This window comes from Flavobacterium sp. LC2016-13 (assembly GCF_009707955.1).
In the GTDB taxonomy this organism is placed as follows: Bacteria; Bacteroidota; Bacteroidia; order Flavobacteriales; family Flavobacteriaceae; genus Flavobacterium.
This window is the reverse complement of record NZ_WMDQ01000015.1, coordinates 87,634-105,879: the sequence shown is the minus strand read 5'-3', so window position 1 is coordinate 105,879 and position 18,246 is coordinate 87,634. Positions and strand designations below refer to the sequence as shown.

At 30.0% G+C, this 18,246-nt stretch carries 15 protein-coding genes; 5 read left to right on the top strand and 10 right to left on the bottom strand.

Translation table 11 applies throughout. The features are described from left to right. Positions 1–246 precede the first annotated feature (246 nt). The 3 genes from GKZ86_RS22620 to GKZ86_RS22610 all read right to left on the bottom strand — a co-directional run bounded on the left by GKZ86_RS22620 (position 247) and on the right by GKZ86_RS22610 (position 4,920). Positions 247–3,900 (bottom strand): restriction endonuclease subunit S, encoded by a 3,654-nt coding sequence (locus GKZ86_RS22620; protein WP_154785314.1) that lies wholly within the window; start codon positions 3,898–3,900, stop codon positions 247–249. Positions 3,901–3,905: 5 nt separating this feature from the next. Continuing rightward, positions 3,906–4,229, bottom strand: coding sequence for a helix-turn-helix domain-containing protein (locus GKZ86_RS22615; protein WP_154785313.1), 324 nt, complete (start codon positions 4,227–4,229; stop codon positions 3,906–3,908). Positions 4,230–4,500: 271 nt separating this feature from the next. Next, positions 4,501–4,920 carry a hypothetical protein gene (locus GKZ86_RS22610; protein ID WP_154785312.1) on the bottom strand — a complete coding sequence of 140 codons (420 nt, stop codon included), beginning with the start codon at positions 4,918–4,920 and terminating at the stop codon, positions 4,501–4,503. A gap of 113 nt (positions 4,921–5,033) precedes the next feature. Here GKZ86_RS22610 and GKZ86_RS22605 point away from each other — a divergent pair, with 113 nt between their 5' ends. After that, positions 5,034–5,378, top strand: coding sequence for a HigA family addiction module antitoxin (locus GKZ86_RS22605; RefSeq protein WP_154785311.1), 345 nt, complete (start codon positions 5,034–5,036; stop codon positions 5,376–5,378). Positions 5,379–5,401: 23 nt separating this feature from the next. Here GKZ86_RS22605 and GKZ86_RS22600 read toward each other — a convergent pair whose 3' ends face one another. The 6 genes from GKZ86_RS22600 to GKZ86_RS22575 form a co-directional block, all read right to left on the bottom strand. Continuing rightward, on the bottom strand, positions 5,402–5,803 hold the full coding sequence (locus tag GKZ86_RS22600; RefSeq protein ID WP_154785310.1) for a hypothetical protein: 402 nt from the start codon (positions 5,801–5,803) through the stop codon (positions 5,402–5,404). Positions 5,804–6,260: 457 nt separating this feature from the next. After that, the gene (locus tag GKZ86_RS22595; protein ID WP_154785309.1) at positions 6,261–7,469 is read right to left on the bottom strand and encodes a primase-helicase family protein; all 1,209 of its coding nucleotides are present in this window, start codon (positions 7,467–7,469) and stop codon (positions 6,261–6,263) included. 79 nt (positions 7,470–7,548) lie between these two features. Continuing rightward, positions 7,549–7,830 carry a helix-turn-helix domain-containing protein gene (locus GKZ86_RS22590; RefSeq protein ID WP_154785308.1) on the bottom strand — a complete coding sequence of 94 codons (282 nt, stop codon included), beginning with the start codon at positions 7,828–7,830 and terminating at the stop codon, positions 7,549–7,551. A gap of 98 nt (positions 7,831–7,928) precedes the next feature. Further along, a complete protein-coding gene (locus tag GKZ86_RS22585) occupies positions 7,929–8,678 on the bottom strand; it encodes a hypothetical protein (RefSeq protein WP_154785307.1) in 750 nt (249 codons plus the stop codon). A gap of 11 nt (positions 8,679–8,689) precedes the next feature. Then, entirely contained in the window at positions 8,690–9,904 is a 1,215-nt protein-coding gene (locus GKZ86_RS22580; protein ID WP_228526594.1) for a tyrosine-type recombinase/integrase, read from the bottom strand. A gap of 259 nt (positions 9,905–10,163) precedes the next feature. Beyond that, a complete protein-coding gene (locus tag GKZ86_RS22575; RefSeq protein ID WP_154785305.1) occupies positions 10,164–10,742 on the bottom strand; it encodes a hypothetical protein in 579 nt (192 codons plus the stop codon). A gap of 1,054 nt (positions 10,743–11,796) precedes the next feature. Here GKZ86_RS22575 and GKZ86_RS22570 point away from each other — a divergent pair. The 4 genes from GKZ86_RS22570 (at position 11,797) to GKZ86_RS22555 (ending at position 16,773) form a co-directional block, all read left to right on the top strand. Beyond that, positions 11,797–13,404 (top strand): class I SAM-dependent methyltransferase, encoded by a 1,608-nt coding sequence (locus GKZ86_RS22570; RefSeq protein WP_154785304.1) that lies wholly within the window; start codon positions 11,797–11,799, stop codon positions 13,402–13,404. A gap of 502 nt (positions 13,405–13,906) precedes the next feature. Beyond that, on the top strand, positions 13,907–14,629 hold the full coding sequence (locus GKZ86_RS22565) for a hypothetical protein (protein ID WP_154785303.1): 723 nt from the start codon (positions 13,907–13,909) through the stop codon (positions 14,627–14,629). Positions 14,630–14,790: 161 nt separating this feature from the next. Then, on the top strand, positions 14,791–16,083 hold the full coding sequence (locus GKZ86_RS22560) for an epoxide hydrolase family protein (protein ID WP_154785302.1): 1,293 nt from the start codon (positions 14,791–14,793) through the stop codon (positions 16,081–16,083). Between the two features lie 177 nt (positions 16,084–16,260). Next, on the top strand, positions 16,261–16,773 hold the full coding sequence (locus GKZ86_RS22555; RefSeq protein ID WP_154785301.1) for a GNAT family N-acetyltransferase: 513 nt from the start codon (positions 16,261–16,263) through the stop codon (positions 16,771–16,773). A gap of 74 nt (positions 16,774–16,847) precedes the next feature. Here GKZ86_RS22555 and GKZ86_RS22550 read toward each other — a convergent pair whose 3' ends face one another. Further along, positions 16,848–18,245 carry a TolC family protein gene (locus tag GKZ86_RS22550; protein WP_154785300.1) on the bottom strand — a complete coding sequence of 466 codons (1,398 nt, stop codon included), beginning with the start codon at positions 18,243–18,245 and terminating at the stop codon, positions 16,848–16,850. Position 18,246: the final 1 nt, after the last annotated feature.

Genomic DNA, 18,246 nt, shown 5'->3' with positions numbered 1-18,246 from the left:
TTAGGTGGTCAATTTAAACCAAAACTTGGTGGTCAATTTAAATTGGAATCAGATGATCAATATCACTGGTTTTTACAGCTACATTTTTTAGTTGCTGACAACTTTTTTTTAGCACTGAACATATCTAAAATAAAAAAAAGCCTGCTAAATTAGCAAGCTTCCTAAGTTAAATTCAATATATAGAAACATCTTTTTTAATAAATTTATTTTCCTTAATCCTAAATTAGACACCTCTCCTTTATAAATTTACTGCAAATACTTTTTTAAAATGACTTCTCTCTTTTTTGGAATATCGGCTATTTGTTTTTCCAATACTAATATTTTACTCTCTATATCTTCAATTTCCAAAACTATCTTTTTTTGTTCTTCAATTGTAGGTAAAGGAATTTCTATAGGATTTAAATTCATAACAGAAAGCCCTGGTTGAGCAGTTCCTGTTGCATGCTGATTTAAATTCATAAATACTAATTGATAGTGTAACCAAATAAGATCTACTCCTTCTTTAGGATAAGCAACTAATGCATGTTCTGTAGCATGAAATTTCCCTGAAACTAGATGAACATTCCCACATAAAGCACCTTGTCGTCCTACTAAAGAAAATTTCCCATCATTAGTATATGTTTTAGTATAACCTCTAAGCCCATTTCCTCCATAACAAGGGTAAAGTTCTGAACTAAATGTTTTATCTATATCACCTACTTTTACAAAATTCCCCGCTTTCAAATCGCAAACCTCATCCAAACGTTTTAGTTGACCTCTAATATTTTTAAAATTACTTTGAATTTCTGTCCGTAGATTTTCAACCTCATCAACCACTTTATGCTTTTGCATTTCCAAGACCTCAATTTCAGCAACTATTTTTTTCTGTATACTTATTGGTGGGAGAGGGATTTTTATTTTCGATAAATCATCCGCATAAACGTGAGGTTGTGCTTGTCCTCTTTGTAATTTATATACTTCCATTTGAATTGATTTCAAAAAATTAAAAATCAATTTTGTAGAGATAATTTTTTCGTCCTTTGATTTGATGGTGTTGCAGTCAGAAGCAAAAATTGGCGTTTCAAAGTAGTTTACAAAACCTGCATAAGCCCCCGAAGCACTAACAGTTATAATGTTTCCATCTCTATTTGATTCATTATGAAAGTATGCAGGACTTTGTCCTCCGGCAATTACAGGAACATTACCTTTAACAGTTTTCGCTTCCGTAATTGTTCTTCCTTTTTGAATGTCAGTTATTTCGCTTAAAAAAACTAAATCAGATGTATTCCAAACATCATCAAATTTTACTTTTTTTTTAGCAGAAAGTGAAATGTTTTTTTCAAAGTCTACACGGTCAAAAGTGAACATATCCACTAAATTGTGGTAGCTAAGATTTTGTTGTAAGTTTTCTGAAATGTCTAGATCAAACTCTCCCAAAAATGCTTTATAAATATAAGTGCTTGCCTTGTCAGGATTAGTGAAGCTCTCTGCATCATAAAGTTGGGTACAATCGTCTATACTTTTGCTTCGCTGTATAGCGTGTATTCCTTCACTTCCTCTGCGATTACTAAATTCATATCCCAAAAAACGTTTTTCTTCGTTCTTTTCACCTGTTTTTACTAACACCAATTTTTGAGGATAAGCTAAAATAAAATAAAGTAATTTATCTTGTTCAATGGTTAGAATATTATTCCAAAGTCCTTCTTTATCTTTTGCTTTTATTTTTTTGATATACTCTTTATAAATCTCATGTTGTACGATATTTTTGTTAGGTGATTTCTGCAAAAGTGTTTTATAATCGTCAAAGGAAATAGTACCCCAAACATGAGCAACATATTTATTAAGCGGTTTTTCAATGCCGTTTATAGTAATATCTTGCAAATTCACAAAACACTTTTTAATAGCTTCTTCAACATTATAAGAATCCGCATTATTTCTTCGTCTTAAAAACAATGTAACAGTATTAGTTCCAGTTGCCATAAAAGTATTAGACCCTAATTCAGCAATACCTAAAATTTCAAAATACTTCAAAAGAATTTCTCTTGTTTGGGTATAAATACCTGTATTACTCAAAATACTACTTGGCAAAATGATACCTGCAACCCCTCCATCTTTCAATAATTGCTTCGTACGTTCAATAAATAAACATTCTATTTCAGAACTTTGGTCTGTTAATCTGCTGTATAAATCAAATGCAAGCTTAGATTTTTCTTCATCCATCAATCCTTTGAAAGCCGAAACAGAGTAAGGAGGGTTTGAAATAATCACATCAAATTGTTTGTTGTCTTGTGGATAGCTTTTGTCAGTTTCTTTCAACAAATCCTTAAATTCTGTTGAAGTTCCAAAATCGCCCAAACCATCACCGTGAATGACCTTTGCCAAACCGTCACCATGCAAATAACAACTTACTTTAGCTGTTTTTACAAGACGATAATCTTTTTCTATACCATAAACATAAGACTCCGCCCAATCAAACTGGTCTTCTTTCCATTTTTTTATTGCTCTTTGAGTTGTTGGGTTAAATTTACTTTCGTCCAAAATATCAATATGCTTTTGAACTACTTCCATTGATTCTGTAATAAAATGACCGCTCCCTGCAGCATAATCAATTATAGTAGGTAGCAAGTCATTTTTATTTCCAACCTCAATTTTTTGTGTTGTAATTTCTTGAAATGGCAAACTTTTAATTATAAATCGAGCAATAGGAACTGGTGTAAAAAACTGTCCAGATTCTTGTTTTAATCCTGTCGTCAAAAGCAATTCAAAAAAGTCACTTAAGAACTGTTGTCGATAATTATAGCGTATTTGATACACTTGAAGTAATTCCACTACTTCTTTTACCACCTTTGCATTTTCCTCAAAAGAAGCATCATCATATACTTCCTTAATGGCAAATTCATTGTTCTTTTTAAGACGTATTTCTGTTAAAATTTCTTTGAATTTATCTTTGTACTGAGATTCAACTTGTAAAAATTGCTTATCAAATTCGCTGTCACTTACATCTGTAACCTTCTTTTCTAAAAGCTCAAGCATTCCTCTATTATAGAGATCAGTTAGTCTTTTTTGAAATGAAACATGATCATCTTCTCCTTCAAGCCATTGAAAATGCAATTGATCACTTGCATTTCTATTTTCATCAACAATTTTACACAGGAAAAGTGTAAATATTTTATTGAAAGCGTTAGGCTTATCAGAAACTACATTATGTCTCAATATTTCCAAGAAACGATTGAAAATAAAACTACTATCTTCTTGTCTTAATACTTTTAAATCATTTTTGGTTAATGCCTTACTTTGAAATTCATAAGGTGATACCCAAGTATCAAAAACGCCATTTGTCTTTGGTAATTTATTCCAACGCTCAAAGAAATCTTTTACATTTCCCGCTTGACGATAATCCTCTTCAATTTTTACAATTGTATTTTTATATTCAACCTTTTTACCGTCTAATTTTGAAGCATATAGCATTAGAACATCAGCATTTTTGTCTTGCTGAAAATAAGTAAATAGTTGTCCTCCGTTTTTTTCTAAATTTTTAAGTTCTTTTTCAAACTCGGTTCCCCAAGTCTTGCATTCAATCATTAAATAGGCAGAATTATCTTCTTTAGAAATCAAAATATCTAATCTTCCACTTGTACCGTGTCCAGTTTTCCAAGTTTTTTCTAAAGTTATATTCTGAGGCTGATACCCCTTATCCAGTAATCTGTTAACACATTCTACAACAACCCAGTTTTCAGCTTGAGAGAAATTTTGAGTGGTTTTACTTTCTCCTTTTATTTTATTTCCAAAATTGATAATTTCTTTTTCAAAATCAATTTCAATAGTATAATTATTTAAGTTCGAATATTTTTTTTGAAAAATTCCAACGGTATTTTCTTTAGGTGTAAATCCTAATGAGAGTATGAGTTTCTTATTATCCATAGTTATTAGAATTTTAGTTCCCCTTGTTTAACATTCTTATTTTTCAAATATTTTGATTGGTTCTCTGCGACAGCAAAAACAGCATCAGAACAGTTGTATTTATGAGCTTCTTCAACCAACTTGTCAGCAACATATAAGTTTTTTAGCTCTAAGTAATCTTTGCCTAAAAATTCAGCAAGTGCTTCAAGGCTCGCAAATGGAAATTTCTTCTTTCCTGTTTCTATTTTAGAAATCTCTGTCATTATAATACCGAAAGGTTGTCCAAATTCACTCTGGTTCAAACCTTTCTTATTTCTCTCTCCTCTCAAAAACTCTCCAAATGTTGCCATAATTAGTACTTGCTAAAATTACACTTGCCAATATATGGCAAATATAGTTAAGATTTTGAATGCGTCAATTTTTTTCGTTTAAAATATGAGTGCAAATTATATATACATCAATATTTTCTGTGATTTTTAATCTGCCGGCTTTAAAACCATATTAAGCTTTCAAAATATAATGAGTTATATAACTTTAATTAATAAAAAATCCCGCAAAAGCAGGATTTTATAGTCATAATAAACTTTAATTAAAATGTTTTTCATATATTTTAAGTAAAGTTTACTGTATTTTAAAATCATATATAACTTTTTCCAGTTCCTGATTTAAAAAAGTATCATACAAATCATTATACCTAAAATCTGTCAGATATTCATCTTCGAGTTCTTTCTCAAATTCAACTTCAAACTTTTCTAAAGTATTTTCTAAAAATATAGATTGATATTGCATCTTATAACGTTCATAATCTTCAGCTACACTTAAGTATATTTGAGTTAAAGATTGTATATTCAACTGATCATTTCGTTTCTCTAAATTGCATTGGCTTAAAAAATCTATACAATCGGATATAAATTCTGTAGCGGTTGTTCCCAATCCTTTATTAGTCTTCCATTCAGGAAATGAAATATCCATAAAATGAATAATTTCTTTGAATAGTTCTGTATTAGAATGTTGCTCCATTAGAATTTTATATGTGTACATAGTAAAGATTTAAATAGATTAATGAATTGATTTAAATAAAAAACATACAATTATACTTTTATATTTATTAATTTATAAATTCACTAATTGATTAATTACTAAATAAATGAATTATGTTAATAAGAGATAATAATCGTAATTTTGGAAATATAAATCTAATAAAATCTTTTAGATTTGTCCTTAAAAAACTTAAAATAGATATGACTGATTTAAACCGAAAAATGAAAGCTGTTCATCCTGGAAAAATTCTTCGTAAGGAATTAATTGATGGTCGCAATTTATCTATTGAACAAATTGCAGAAGCTATAAAAATAGCTCCTCAAGCTGTTGAAAACTTATTTAAAGAGCTCATCCCTATTTCTTCTGAAATTGCAATTAACATTGCTTCTAGTTATGGAGGTAATGCAGACCATTTTATGAGATTACAAAAAAGCTATGATTCAAGTAATAATGCATAATAAACAACTTTTACTGTATATAATTATTTGATTGTATTCTCATAAACTGGCCTTGAATTATGTTCTCTTGCAGATTCTTCAATTTTTATATACACTTCCTTTATTTCAAGAATATTCTTCATTAAAAGTTTTCTCTCTTCTTGCGAAAAATTGTCAAGTTTTTTTTGATGAAAACTCTTAATTAGTTGATTGAAGTTGTTACCAATTCTTCTAACTTGTTCTATCAAAATTGATTGCTTAACAATAGATTCTGTATCGAATGAAACAACACGATATTGTTTATTTAATAAAACATCTCTAATCATTTCATTCATATTTTGGTAATCTGAATCTGTAAGCAACAAATTCAATTTCTCAAATTCATTTTCAGTAAAAAGAATTTCTTTTCTAAATATCTTCTTTAAATCTTTTTTTGGTCTACTCATAATTTTAGAATGGTACTCAATAAATTGTTTTTAAGTTAAAATACGACTTTGGAGTATTTACTTCCCAAAGGGCAAGAAAGTTGTGAAACGTAGAAACTTCTAATCTTCGATTTTAAGTTTTTATACGTATCATAACACACCTTGCTGATTAACCTACATTAAAAAAAGTTTTTATTTCCCTTTGGTTTACTTTTGACTTTATACAATGAACCAAAGGGAAAAAAGGTGCAACTTTTATCTACTTATTTAAGCTTTTTACAAGAGAAGTAAAAATGTCTCTAAAACTGATGAATTGATGACAAATCTATTCAAGTCCTTTTAAACACAGTAATTATTGAATCATCAAATAGTCATCAATTCATCAATTTTATTTTGACTCTCATCTTTATTATTCATCACTTTTATTTTTGATGACAAAATGATGACATGTTAAATCACTAAAAAATAAAGCATTAAACTATCTTGTCATCAATTCATCAAAATTTTGTTCTAAAAATTTTCTTGAAATTGAATAATATCTTCCTTTTGCTAGGTTCTGATAGAAATCTAAATCATTAGTTACAGTGATTTTCTGATATTGATTTGAATTAGATTGTTGTTTTAACTTCCAGTTTTGCTTAATTATCTTTTTAATTTCTGAAGCATCGTATTTTATTTTGTACTTATTTAAAAAATTAAGTAGATCAGAAAAACAAAATTGAACTTCATCTAAATCAACGCTATCCATTATATTAATTAGGACATTTGCTACGACTATTTCATTTTTGCTACTGTTATGCTTAATTAAATTCTGTAGAGCCTTTGTATGTATCTGTTGCGGAGTAAACCACATTCTTGACTTATTATCAGTAGACAATTTGCGAGTAGATAAAAAATGAAGAAAAGCTGGAATTTCAGCTATTAGCTTATTCAAAAGATTTACATCTTCATTTTCAAATGGGTGAAGTTTACGCACCCAAAATCTAATTTCTTCAGAATCTATCTTTATAAATGAAGTCTCATTATTTGAAGCCAAAATAAATTTGCCAAAGAAGTAACCTTCTTTTTTATCCTTTCCTTTTGCCTCCGTTTTATATGTATTTGTAGTAGACAAATACTTTATCCTTTCTGTTAACTCATCTGTCTTAAAAAGCACTTCATCAATTGCTATAACTAAACGATTTGTCCAATCGCTATTAAATTGTGATGTAAAGTCATTGTTTGTTAGAAATGTCATATTGTATTCAAACAACTCTTTTAACCATTTTAGCAAAGTCGTTTTACCTGTCGATCTTTGTTTACTTACCACACAAAGAATAGGCAGTATTTGAGCCGGTTTTAAATATAAAAGCTGAATGTAATCCAATCCCATTTCTGCTTGATCGCCAAATATGTGAGATATAAATTTTAAGGTATTTGTTATAGTTCCCTCTTTTGGCTCTTTACTTATAGCATGGTAGATATTGTAATAGTCCTGAACTCTCTTTTTATAATGATTTGAGCGATGTTCAGGAATGCAAACAAAGCCATCATATTTTTCAATATTAGAAAGAAAATTTTTTCCGTGATCTTGACGAATTAATTCTGGACTCCACGGGACTAAAATCTCAATAGGATCTCCAAAAAGTGTGGGGTACAACGATTTTTTATAGTAGCTCGTTCCTACTCTAACATATTGGTCGTTCATTTATACAATAGAGATTTAATTGTATATTTGCCATATACAATAGATTAATAAAAAAAGACAAACATAGAAATTGCACTTTCTATGCTTGTCTTTTATATTTTAAGGATTTAACTTCATTAAGAGAATCGAATAACTCCTCATGATTAATTAAAATTCTTCTTCCAATGAAAGAAGCTTTTATATTACCTCTTTCAATATGGTTTCTAATAGTCTGACTATCCACATGCAAAAGTTCTGCAGCTTCTTTGATAGTATAAATATTATTAGATAAGTCTTTTTCAGGCTTAGATAAAAGTTGAGTAACTAAACCTTTTAGCTCCTTCAATTCAGATTGAATTGTTTCAAATGGATTTTGCATCATAACGTTGTCGATTTAAATTTCGAGCAATGTTATAGCTCCTTACCCCTTGATTTACTTAATAAAGTGTAATAAAGTTAGATAAAGCAGATACTTATTAATTATGAAATATTTTCAGCTATAAGAATCTTTGAAAATTCATTATACAATTCAAAATATTCAGATTGATTGTTCAATCCAATAATCTTTCTAATGTTCATTTTATCAAATTTGAATAAATTTATTTTAATATTTGAAGAAAAATATGCATCGGAAAAATCTATTTCTTCTTTAAATTGTTGATCATTTAAGCAATAATGCTTTTTAAAATGTTCTTTAAAACTTTTTAAAAAAACCTTTTGATTTACATTCGAAAACTTTTTACTATGTGAATCAAACATTATCAAGTTTAGCAAAACTGCTAATTGTGTTTTACTTTTAAATCTATAACCTTGCAAACCAAATCGTTCTTTATGTTTGCCATATATACTATGTTTTTCAATAACAGTGAAAAGTTTTTCAAGAAATTCAACATCAAAAACATTTGATTCTTCATTAGCATTAATATTCCTAACTGTTGTATTCAAAACTTTTCCTGTATTTAATTCTGGAAATTTATCTGAATAAGCAATCACAATAAATATTAGTGCAAAGAAAAACAGTAAGACACCAACAGTAAAATAGAATATTTGAAGTGAATTCGATTTATCAGTAAATCCTAGATATATGAAAAAGAATGAAGCGAAAAACAATGCAAAACTCAATATAAAGAAGCTAAATTGCTTGTTTTCTGCTAATGATCGAACAAATATAAATGTCTCGTCAAATTGTTCTTTAAATCCTTGTAGATATAAGATTGGGTGTTTTTTCATAATATCGTAAACTAGTTCTCTCCAACTATTTTAAGTGGTATTTCAATATCAAAAACTTGATCCATTGCTTCCTTTTTCTCAGGCTCACTTATTTGATAATACTGATTCAAAGTCTTCATATCATTATGCCCCGTTATTGATGCAATCAATTTGTCGCTTTTGCCTTGTCTTTTCATCATAGTTATGAAAGTTCTTCTTGCGGTATGTGTACTTATTCGGTCATAAAAAAACATTTCTTCCTTAATGTTTTCTTTCCCTTTGGTTGTTACTTTTTGTACCTTATTGTTGTATTCCATTACTTCAAAAACTTCTTTTATATACTTATTTTGTTTTTGATTTGCTATTAATGGAAGCTTATAATCATATTTGGTTAAAATATATCTCGAAATACTAGTTAAAGGTATTTCTCTAGTTTCTTTTGTTTCGTCTTTATCCTCTTTTAATAGGATAAAATCGTTAGTTACAGTGCTTCTTTTCACTAAAGAAAGTTCCCCAAAACGCATGCCTGTAACGCATGCAAATACAAAGACATCACGAACTTTTTCATGTTTTACACTCTTAAATTCATGTTGCATCAATTTATTTAAATCCTCGATAGTTAATGCAATTTGATTCGTAATTACTCTCTCAACTTTTTTAAACTCTATAAAAGTATCATTGTAAGTAAATTTATTTTTCTTCGCCCAAAACATAAAAGTTTTAAAAAGACCCAAATTTCTAGCATAAGTATTATTTATATGCTTCAGATCATCCATACAATAAGAAGTAAATTCTCTATGGAAAACTTCATCAATCTTACTGAATGTTAATTTAAATTTTCTAGCTTTTTCGAAGTTTTCAAGAATGTTCTTGATGTTTTTATACCGCTTAATTGTTGCTTGTGACCATTCTTTACCTTTTTCTTTTTCTTCTCGAAATTGATCATACGCATCAAAGAATACATTTTTCCCTGCAGGAGCTTTTTTAAACTCCTCCTCAAAAACCTTTTTCAAATTCTTTGAGGTAAAGGATTCATTTATTCTTTTATATAAACTTTCTGTTTCTAGAAACAAATCTGAATAACGGTTCAACTGAAGTTTTATACTTTGAACAAACTTTGATTTCTTTTTACCACTTACAAATGGGAATCTGTTTTCAAAATCCCAATTTTCAGGAAGGATTTTTTCTCCAGTCGAAAAAACAAATTTTCTGTTTTCATTTTTGAAATAGCATGAAAATAGAATCAATGTTTCCTTTTCGCTTTTAGGTTCTTTAAGATTGAAAGTGCATTTCATTCAGTTGACAATTTAGTTGACAATAATGTTATAATTAGTTATAAAAACTCAATATTAACAAATATAACAATTCCAGTAAAACAGTGCTTTTTTACTTAAAATCACTTATCAACAACCAAATAAAATATAACTAGCTCAATACCCGGCGACTCCACAAAAAAATCCTGTAGACATTGTTTACAGGATTTTTTTATTAACTCTTATTCATAAATCATTTCTTTTCGAATAATTTAATTTTTTCAGGATTATCTTTTTGTATTGAAAATTTAATTTCCTCAACCCAATCAGTATCGGGAATATTTAAAGTAGATATGAAAAATAATTCTCCATTTTTGTGACTTATGAACTTTGTATATTTTATAACTGAATATTGATTAAACTCTTTATTTTTAATCTTAAAACTAGCTTTGTCAATTTTTTTGATGCTCTTTTTATTTCCTTCTCTAATAACAATCTCAGATATTCGATCATGGTAAATATCAAAATTAATATGATATGAATCTTCATCAACGCTTTTTACAATAGAACTATCGTTAAGACTATAATTAAATATATTTAAAGCAAAATCTTTACTATCATTTTTTACTATTTCAGAGCTTTTTATGGTATCAAGATCTATACTCCAATAATTTTTTATCGTATCCTTAGTTTCTTTTTCTTCAACTATATCATATTTACTTAATTCATCATCATTATTTATTTTTTGAGGAACACTTCCTTTCTTTTGATCTTGATTCCTGGCACAACTTACCACAACTAAAAAAATCAATATCTTAAATATTTTTTTCATTTTTTTTAGGCTAAAATAAAGTTTCAATTTGAATATATATTTTATATTGTGCTAATATTTTATACTTATAAGTAAAAAATAAATGATTTTGCGAATGAATACAAAAACAAAAAACATGAAAAAATTGATTACTCTGACGTTTCAGATAACTTTCTTTTTGACCCTTTTTTTATTCGTTTCTTGTCGATCAACAGATATTTATTTTGATATTCATAAACAGTCCATAATTAGCTGTAATGATAGGCCGTTAAGGAGAATTATAATCGAATGCGACAGTACGAATCGTAAAGAAAATGATTGTATCATTGATTTATATTCAAAATATGCTCCTGCATCCTTAAGGTTAGATTCTATTACTACAATTTATAAATACACAGAAACCCGGATATTTTATCCTAACAGCATCTATAAAATAACGCACGTGGGCAGTGGAGATGAGGGATCTACAGAATTAAGAATTTGGCTGGATAGTTCCGGAAAAGCTTTTGCTACTAATAAGCCAAATTGTGATTAGATAATAATCTCAAAAAACGCATAATTTATATTTTTTACTATAATTACAACCGTTAGTTAATACTATGAAAATCATAATCCGAATATTATTTTTTATTGGTCTTTTGCTTCTTATTTTGAGCTATTTTATTGATCCATACACTATTCATGATGAAAATCTTATAGTAATTGATGGTGATGTTGTAGCATTCCTGAAAACATTATATGCTCTCACGATTCTTATTTTTGGATGCACGTTTTTTGCATCTCTTAAAATTTTTAAAAATAAATTTTATCTAATTTTTTCTTTTATTTTTCTTATTGTCAGTTTAATATTTTTTTTCAAAATGTTTTTATATTTCGATCAATTTCTAGAATAAAGTATTGGTAAAATCAAGTCATAAAAAAGCTCAAAATCAATTGGTTTTGAGCTTTTTTATTAATCCTTTTTTACACCCGCTCCACGTTTTTACTTACAGGAAAATTTATAGTTTACAAAATGTAATTTGTAGGACTTTAGTTTAAAAATCACTATTTTTGAATAAACCATGATTATTTTACTATGACAGATAAATCACAACTCCGAAGTTCAATTTTTAGACATCTCGACGGCTTAGCGGTTGCCCCAGTTGCAATAGCACTCAAGAACAATGGAGTTTTAGAGTTTATCTTAAACAAAAAGCAGATACAATTAGCGGAGCTTACAACTGCTTTTAAAGCAAATGAAGGCTATCTGAATGTGGGCTTGAGAATTTTGGCTTCTCAGGGCTTTTTAGATTATGAAGTCGATAACGGTTCGCAGGAAATTGTAATCTCAGTAAATGAAAAAACAGAAACAGCGTTTTCATTGTTTCATCTTTATGAAGATGTTGTTGATTTACTTAAGTTTTCTACACAATTTCATCCACGTATATTTGAAGATGCGCCGTTTGAAAAACTCAACCTTATTTTTGAAAAATATAAAAAAAACTACGGAATTGAAAAGTCCGAAGATAATCTGACCAATAGTATTCAGGATCAGATTCTAAAACATATAGAAGGTTATTTAATTGGACCAACTGTAGTGCGTTTGGCAATGAACGGAATGTTTCACAAATATTTTATGGAGACTTCTTTCAGACCCGAAGAGTTTCATAAATCTCCTGAAAACTTTAAAAAAATATTAGATTTCTTTGTTCATCTTGGATGGTTTCTGGAAAAAAACGGCAATTATCAATTTACCGAAGTTGGACTCTTTTATGCAAAAAGAGCCAGCGCTTATGGAGTTACGGTTTCATATTTGCCAACATTTGCCAAAATTGAAGATCTGATTTTTGGTGATCCGGCTGTTTTAAGAATGATTGCCGATGGTGAAAACGAAATTCATGTTGATCGCGAAATGAATGTATGGGGAAGCGGAGGTGCTCACGACACTTATTTTAAAGTTGTTGATGAAATTCTTGTTAAGCTTTTTAACCTGCCAATTGAAGAACAGCCAAAAGGTATCTTAGATATGGGTTGTGGTAATGGCGCTTTTTTGCAGCATATTTTTGAAGTAATTGACAGGCAGACATTAAGAGGAAAAATGCTCAATGAATATCCTTTGTTTCTGGTTGGGGCAGATTATAATCAAACTGCTTTGAAAGTAACCAGAGCCAACCTCATAAAAGCAGATATTTGGGCAAAGGTAATTTGGGGAGATATTGGAAACCCAAATGTGCTTTCGGATGATTTAAAAGAAAATTATAATATCGATTTGAAGGATTTGCTTAATGTGAGAACCTTTTTGGATCACAATCGAATTTGGGAAAATCCGAAACATATCGACAAAAATAGAATCAGTAAATCTACAGGAGCATTTGCTTATAGAGGAAAAAGAATCAGCAACAATTTGGTAGAAGATAACCTGTTGGAACATTTGCAGAAATGGTCACCTTATGTTTCTAAATTTGGTTTGCTTTTGATTGAATTGCATACTGTAAATCCAAAACTTACAGCCAATAATTTAGGAAAAACTCCCGCAACGGCTTATGATGCAACTCATGGTTTTTCTGATCAATATATTATCGAAACAGATGTTTTTAATAGTGTTGCCGCAGAAGCCGGATTATTTCCGGATCCAGCCATTTTCAGACGATTTCCAGACGCTGATATTGCAACAGTAAGTATCAATTTATTGAAAGGAAACTGATTTATAACATAATTCATAAGAAACCTGTAAACTAGTAATTTACAGGTTTTTTTATATACTAAAATTGAGGTTTAAAAAAACAGATTCAAAAACAAAGCCTTTCTGAACTTTATAAATGTATTTTCTTGTTATTATTTTTCACTGTTTTTATTGTATTACCCTGTTATGTTACCGCTTTCAAATATATCGCAACTTAAACAACTAATAAACTGAATACCAATATCTTATTTAAACAGAATAGAATATCTTTATACTATAAACCTAAATATCTTTAAAAGGTTTTCCTGATCTGCATGATAAAAGCTTTGCGCTTTTCTTTTACCATCAATATAACTGATTCTATAGTATTATAATTTATTCAGGACAAAACAATTCAGGTTACGAATTGTCTGGTTCAATCTCCACTTCATCTGTTTAACCTAAATTCTGATTGTACTGGCTGTACTGTCAAAATACCTTTGCCACAGAAATTTAGAACAATCATAATTTAAAATTAAACACGATGAAAAATTTATTAGATTTTACGATAAATGCCCATGGCGGCTTAGAAAACTTCAACAAATTCGAAACTGTCTCAGCAAGACTTATTTGCGATGGCGTACTTTGGTCAATGGTCGGACATCCGGGATCAGTTGATGATATTTATGTCACTTCTCACACAAACAAACAATTTACTTCACATCGCCCCTTCCTCAATAAAGACTGGCATACAGCATTTACTTCTCAACATGTTGCCATTAAAAACAGTAAAGGAGAAATTATTGAGGAACTCTCAAATCCTCGTGATTCGTTTGCCGGATATACTACGGAAACACCTTGGAGCCAACTTCAGCTTGCTTATTTTACAGGATATGCTATGTGGACTTATTTTAATGCTCCTTTCAATTTTGGAGATGCTGGTTATAAAGTAGAAGAATTAGCCCCTTGGGAAGAAAATGGAGAAGTATTTCATAGACTACAGGTAACTTTTCCTGAGCAGGTGGCTACACATAGTCCCGTTCAAACTTTTTATATTGATAAAAACGGCCTTATTAAAAGACATGATTACAATGTAGATATTGCCGGAGGTGCCACTGCAGCACATTATTTATCTGATTATATCGACGTACAGGGAATTAAAATAGCAACTAAAAGAAATGTCTATATCAGACAAGAAGATAATACGCCGTTGTTTCCTGAACCTTTGTTGGTATCAATTGACCTGAGAGAAATCAGTAGAAAATAAAATATAGATCAATATTAAAACAGATAACATTTCAGGTTTCAAATTGTCTGGTTCAATACCTGCTTCGCCTGTTTAACCTATATTCTGATTGTGCGCCCTGTACTATCAAAATACCTTTGTTGCAGGAAATTAAAATAATCACAAAATTAAATATTAAAATAATGAAAACAATTAAACAACATAACGGGAAATTTTCCGGTATTATAATTGCCATAGCACTTATTTTCATGATAACAGCTGGTTTTGCTCAGAAAAAACAAGCGGCAAATAATACTTCAGAATCCATTCGTCCTTTTCAATATCATGCTACACAAGCCCAGCTTGATGATTTGAAACACCGAATTCAAAACACAAAATGGCCTGAAAAAGAACTTGTTATTGATAATACGCAAGGAGTTCCTCAAACCACTATTCAGGCACTTGCTAAATATTGGGAAAACGATTATGACTGGCGCAAAATAGAAACTAAAATTAATTCGTACCCTAATTTCATCACCACTATTGATGGGGTTGATATTCATTTTATTCAGGTAAAATCTAAACATAAAAATGCATTACCGATTATCATTACTCACGGATGGCCTGGTTCTATTATCGAACAACTTAAAATTATTGGTCCATTAACAGATCCTACTGCTTATGGAGGAAAAGCCGAAGATGCATTTGATGTTATTATTCCTTCGATTCCCGGATATGGATTTTCAGGCAAACCAACTGAATTAGGATGGGGTCCTGAACGTATCGGAAAAACCTGGGTAACATTGATGAAACGTCTTGGCTACACTAAATTTGTAGCTCAAGGTGGCGATTGGGGCGCGCTTATTACTGATATGATGGGCGTACAAGCTGCTCCTGAACTTATTGCCATACATACCAATATGGCCGGAGCTGTTCCGCCAGCAATTGATGCAGCTGCTTTTACCGGTGCTCCTGAACCTGCAAATCTTTCAACTGATGAAAAAAAGGCTTACGGACAACTTTCATTCTTTTACAAACATGGTCTGGCTTATGCCCAGGAAATGGGAAATCGTCCACAAACATTATATGCTATTGAAGATTCACCAATTGGTTTAGCCTCATGGATTTTAGATCACGATGCAAGAAGCTTAGAACTTATCTCACGTACATTTGCAGGAAAAAAAGAAGGTTTAACAAAAGATGATATTCTTGATAACATAACGCTTTACTGGTTAACCAATACTGCTGTATCATCATCTCGTTTGTATTGGGAAAATAAACTGGCATTCTTTGCTCCTAAAAATGTTAAGATTCCTGTAGCTGTGAGCGTTTATCCGGATGAAATTTATTCTACACCACGTTCATGGGCAGAAAAAGCGTATCCAAATCTTCTTTACTTCAATACATTACAAAAAGGTGGGCATTTTGCAGCCTGGGAACAACCTGAAACTTTTACAAAAGAATTAAGAGCATCTTTTAAATCTGTACGTAAATAAATTCAAAAATAGCCTCGATATACTATTAAAGAAATAAAATCGCTCTATTCGATCGCTTATTATGGTAATTGAATGGAGCGATTTTATTCATAACATAGTAAATCAATATTGTACTAAATAAGTAATAATAACTTAAATTTACGTTCTTTATTAACCTCCCCAAATTAAATAAAACAATTGATTACTATAAAAAAATGCCAAGAGGATCAGCTTGATTTATTACATAAAATTGCAATTCAAACCTATAACGGTACCTATCAATATCTTTGGTCAGATAAAGGAAAATGGTATCTTGATGAATTTTACAAAAAAGAAAGTTTTAAGAAGGAACTTTCCCAATCTGATATTTTTTACTTCTTAGTTTACGATGCGGACAAATTAATAGGTTTTTTTAAACTAAAAAACAGTTCATTAGCTGCTTATCCTGCACAAAATTGCATTGAAATAGATAAATTGTATCTTCTAAAAGGTTCTGCCGGTAAAGGAATTGGAAAAATTGTTATGGATTTTATATTTTCTTTCTCTAAAAAACAAGACTGTTCTGTATTGTGCCTTAAAGTTATGGAAAACAGTATGGCCAAATATTTTTATGAAAAAAATGGGTTTATTCAAACTGATAAAAACTATTTGGATTATCCGACAATAAAAGAAGAATACCGCTTAATTTTAACTATGGTGAAAGAGATTTAAAATTGCTCCTTTAAGTATAAATAAAAACCTGTAAAATATTCATTTTACAGGTTTTATATTTTTAAATTTATAGATCAATCGGGATTTGCCAATATTTTATACAACTCGGCATTCGAAATATAAAACTGATTCTCTATACCAATTTGAGATAATTTTGCACTTACTAAATTATTTTCTCTTGAATTGATCAGGAATATGGAACTTTCGCCAAAAGAAAACAATTTCTCTTCTGAATTCAACATCGTTAAATAATCTTTTACCAGATTATCAATTACATTTTTTTGTCTTTTTAAAGAGGCGATTTCCGTTTGTTGCGCTTTTATTTTGTTTTTAAGTTCGAGTCTTTGCTGATCAATATCAAACTTTAAATCCTGAATTTTAAGCTTAGCCAATTTAAGACTTCCGCGTTCTTTTCTCAAAAAAATCGGAATGCTAAAATCAACATTAAACTTATAATCATCAGCATTAAAAGAATCGAAATAAGAAGGTTCAGAAATATAGTTGTAACCAACATTTAGCTTCGGAAGCAAAGAATTCGCCTTTAGCTGCCTGTTTACTTCCAGCATCGACATTTTGGTTTCTAAAGCCTGTATTTTTGGATGCGAATCGAGTGTTTCAACATCTACCAGCATCGAAGCTGTTTTTAGTGTTTCTTCTAACGTTAAAATCAAATTTTCTTCTGGTTTTACGAGATCACCTACTTCAACAGGAACATTTTCTATCCATAAATAATTAGACAAATACAGTTTTGCTTTCGCTAATTTTAGATTTCCATTTTCTACATTCAATTCTCTGTTTCTAACCGTAATTCCTGCTTCGACACTATCAATTGCAGGAGAATCTCCAAGTTCTATCAACTTTTTTACACCTGTAAAACGTGTACTGGCGAAACCCAGATATCTTTTATAAAGTTCAGCTTCGTTATACGTTTTTCTCCATTCAAAATAAGCTTCGCTCGCCTTGTACAAAACCTCGATTGCTTTCAGTTTTCGCTGTGCATCACTTAGTTTCAACTGCAATTTTCCTTCTCTGACATCAGCCATTCTTTGGTTTATAAACATTCCCTGTCCTAAAGCAACACTTATTCCCAAAGAAGTTAATCCTGCATCCGGCGTTCGATTTTGCGGATTGTAATATTGACCGTCGGTATCGTCAAATCCGGCTTTTATTTCGATTCCGTACCAAGTTGGAATTTTGAAACTGCTGTTCAACAACGAATAATATTCTGTTCCTTTAAATTCTTTTTTACTGTAATCTACTTCTATTTTCGGATCAAAACCTCCACGTGCCACCATAAGGGCAGCCTGAGCATTACTCAATTCAAGATTGGCTTGTTTTACTAATGGATGGTACTTTTTTACATATCCTAAAAATTCGCTGTAACTTAATTCTTCTTTATTAAAATCCTGGCTGTATGCTACAGAAAATCCAAATAGAAATAAAAAAGAAAACAATTTTACTATGTTTTTCATT

What these genes read in the sequence shown, in the direction of transcription:
- GKZ86_RS22620 (WP_154785314.1), bottom strand. Translation starts at nt 3,900, where the DNA reads ATGGATAATAAGAAACTCATACTCTCATTAGGATTTACACCTAAAGAA.
- GKZ86_RS22615 (WP_154785313.1), bottom strand. Translation starts at nt 4,229, where the DNA reads ATGGCAACATTTGGAGAGTTTTTGAGAGGAGAGAGAAATAAGAAAGGT.
- GKZ86_RS22610 (WP_154785312.1), bottom strand. Translation starts at nt 4,920, where the DNA reads ATGTACACATATAAAATTCTAATGGAGCAACATTCTAATACAGAACTA.
- GKZ86_RS22605 (WP_154785311.1), top strand. Translation starts at nt 5,034, where the DNA reads ATGTTAATAAGAGATAATAATCGTAATTTTGGAAATATAAATCTAATA.
- GKZ86_RS22600 (WP_154785310.1), bottom strand. Translation starts at nt 5,803, where the DNA reads ATGAGTAGACCAAAAAAAGATTTAAAGAAGATATTTAGAAAAGAAATT.
- GKZ86_RS22595 (WP_154785309.1), bottom strand. Translation starts at nt 7,469, where the DNA reads ATGAACGACCAATATGTTAGAGTAGGAACGAGCTACTATAAAAAATCG.
- GKZ86_RS22590 (WP_154785308.1), bottom strand. Translation starts at nt 7,830, where the DNA reads ATGATGCAAAATCCATTTGAAACAATTCAATCTGAATTGAAGGAGCTA.
- GKZ86_RS22585 (WP_154785307.1), bottom strand. Translation starts at nt 8,678, where the DNA reads ATGAAAAAACACCCAATCTTATATCTACAAGGATTTAAAGAACAATTT.
- GKZ86_RS22575 (WP_154785305.1), bottom strand. Translation starts at nt 10,742, where the DNA reads ATGAAAAAAATATTTAAGATATTGATTTTTTTAGTTGTGGTAAGTTGT.
- GKZ86_RS22570 (WP_154785304.1), top strand. Translation starts at nt 11,797, where the DNA reads ATGACAGATAAATCACAACTCCGAAGTTCAATTTTTAGACATCTCGAC.
- GKZ86_RS22565 (WP_154785303.1), top strand. Translation starts at nt 13,907, where the DNA reads ATGAAAAATTTATTAGATTTTACGATAAATGCCCATGGCGGCTTAGAA.
- GKZ86_RS22560 (WP_154785302.1), top strand. Translation starts at nt 14,791, where the DNA reads ATGAAAACAATTAAACAACATAACGGGAAATTTTCCGGTATTATAATT.
- GKZ86_RS22550 (WP_154785300.1), bottom strand. Translation starts at nt 18,245, where the DNA reads ATGAAAAACATAGTAAAATTGTTTTCTTTTTTATTTCTATTTGGATTT.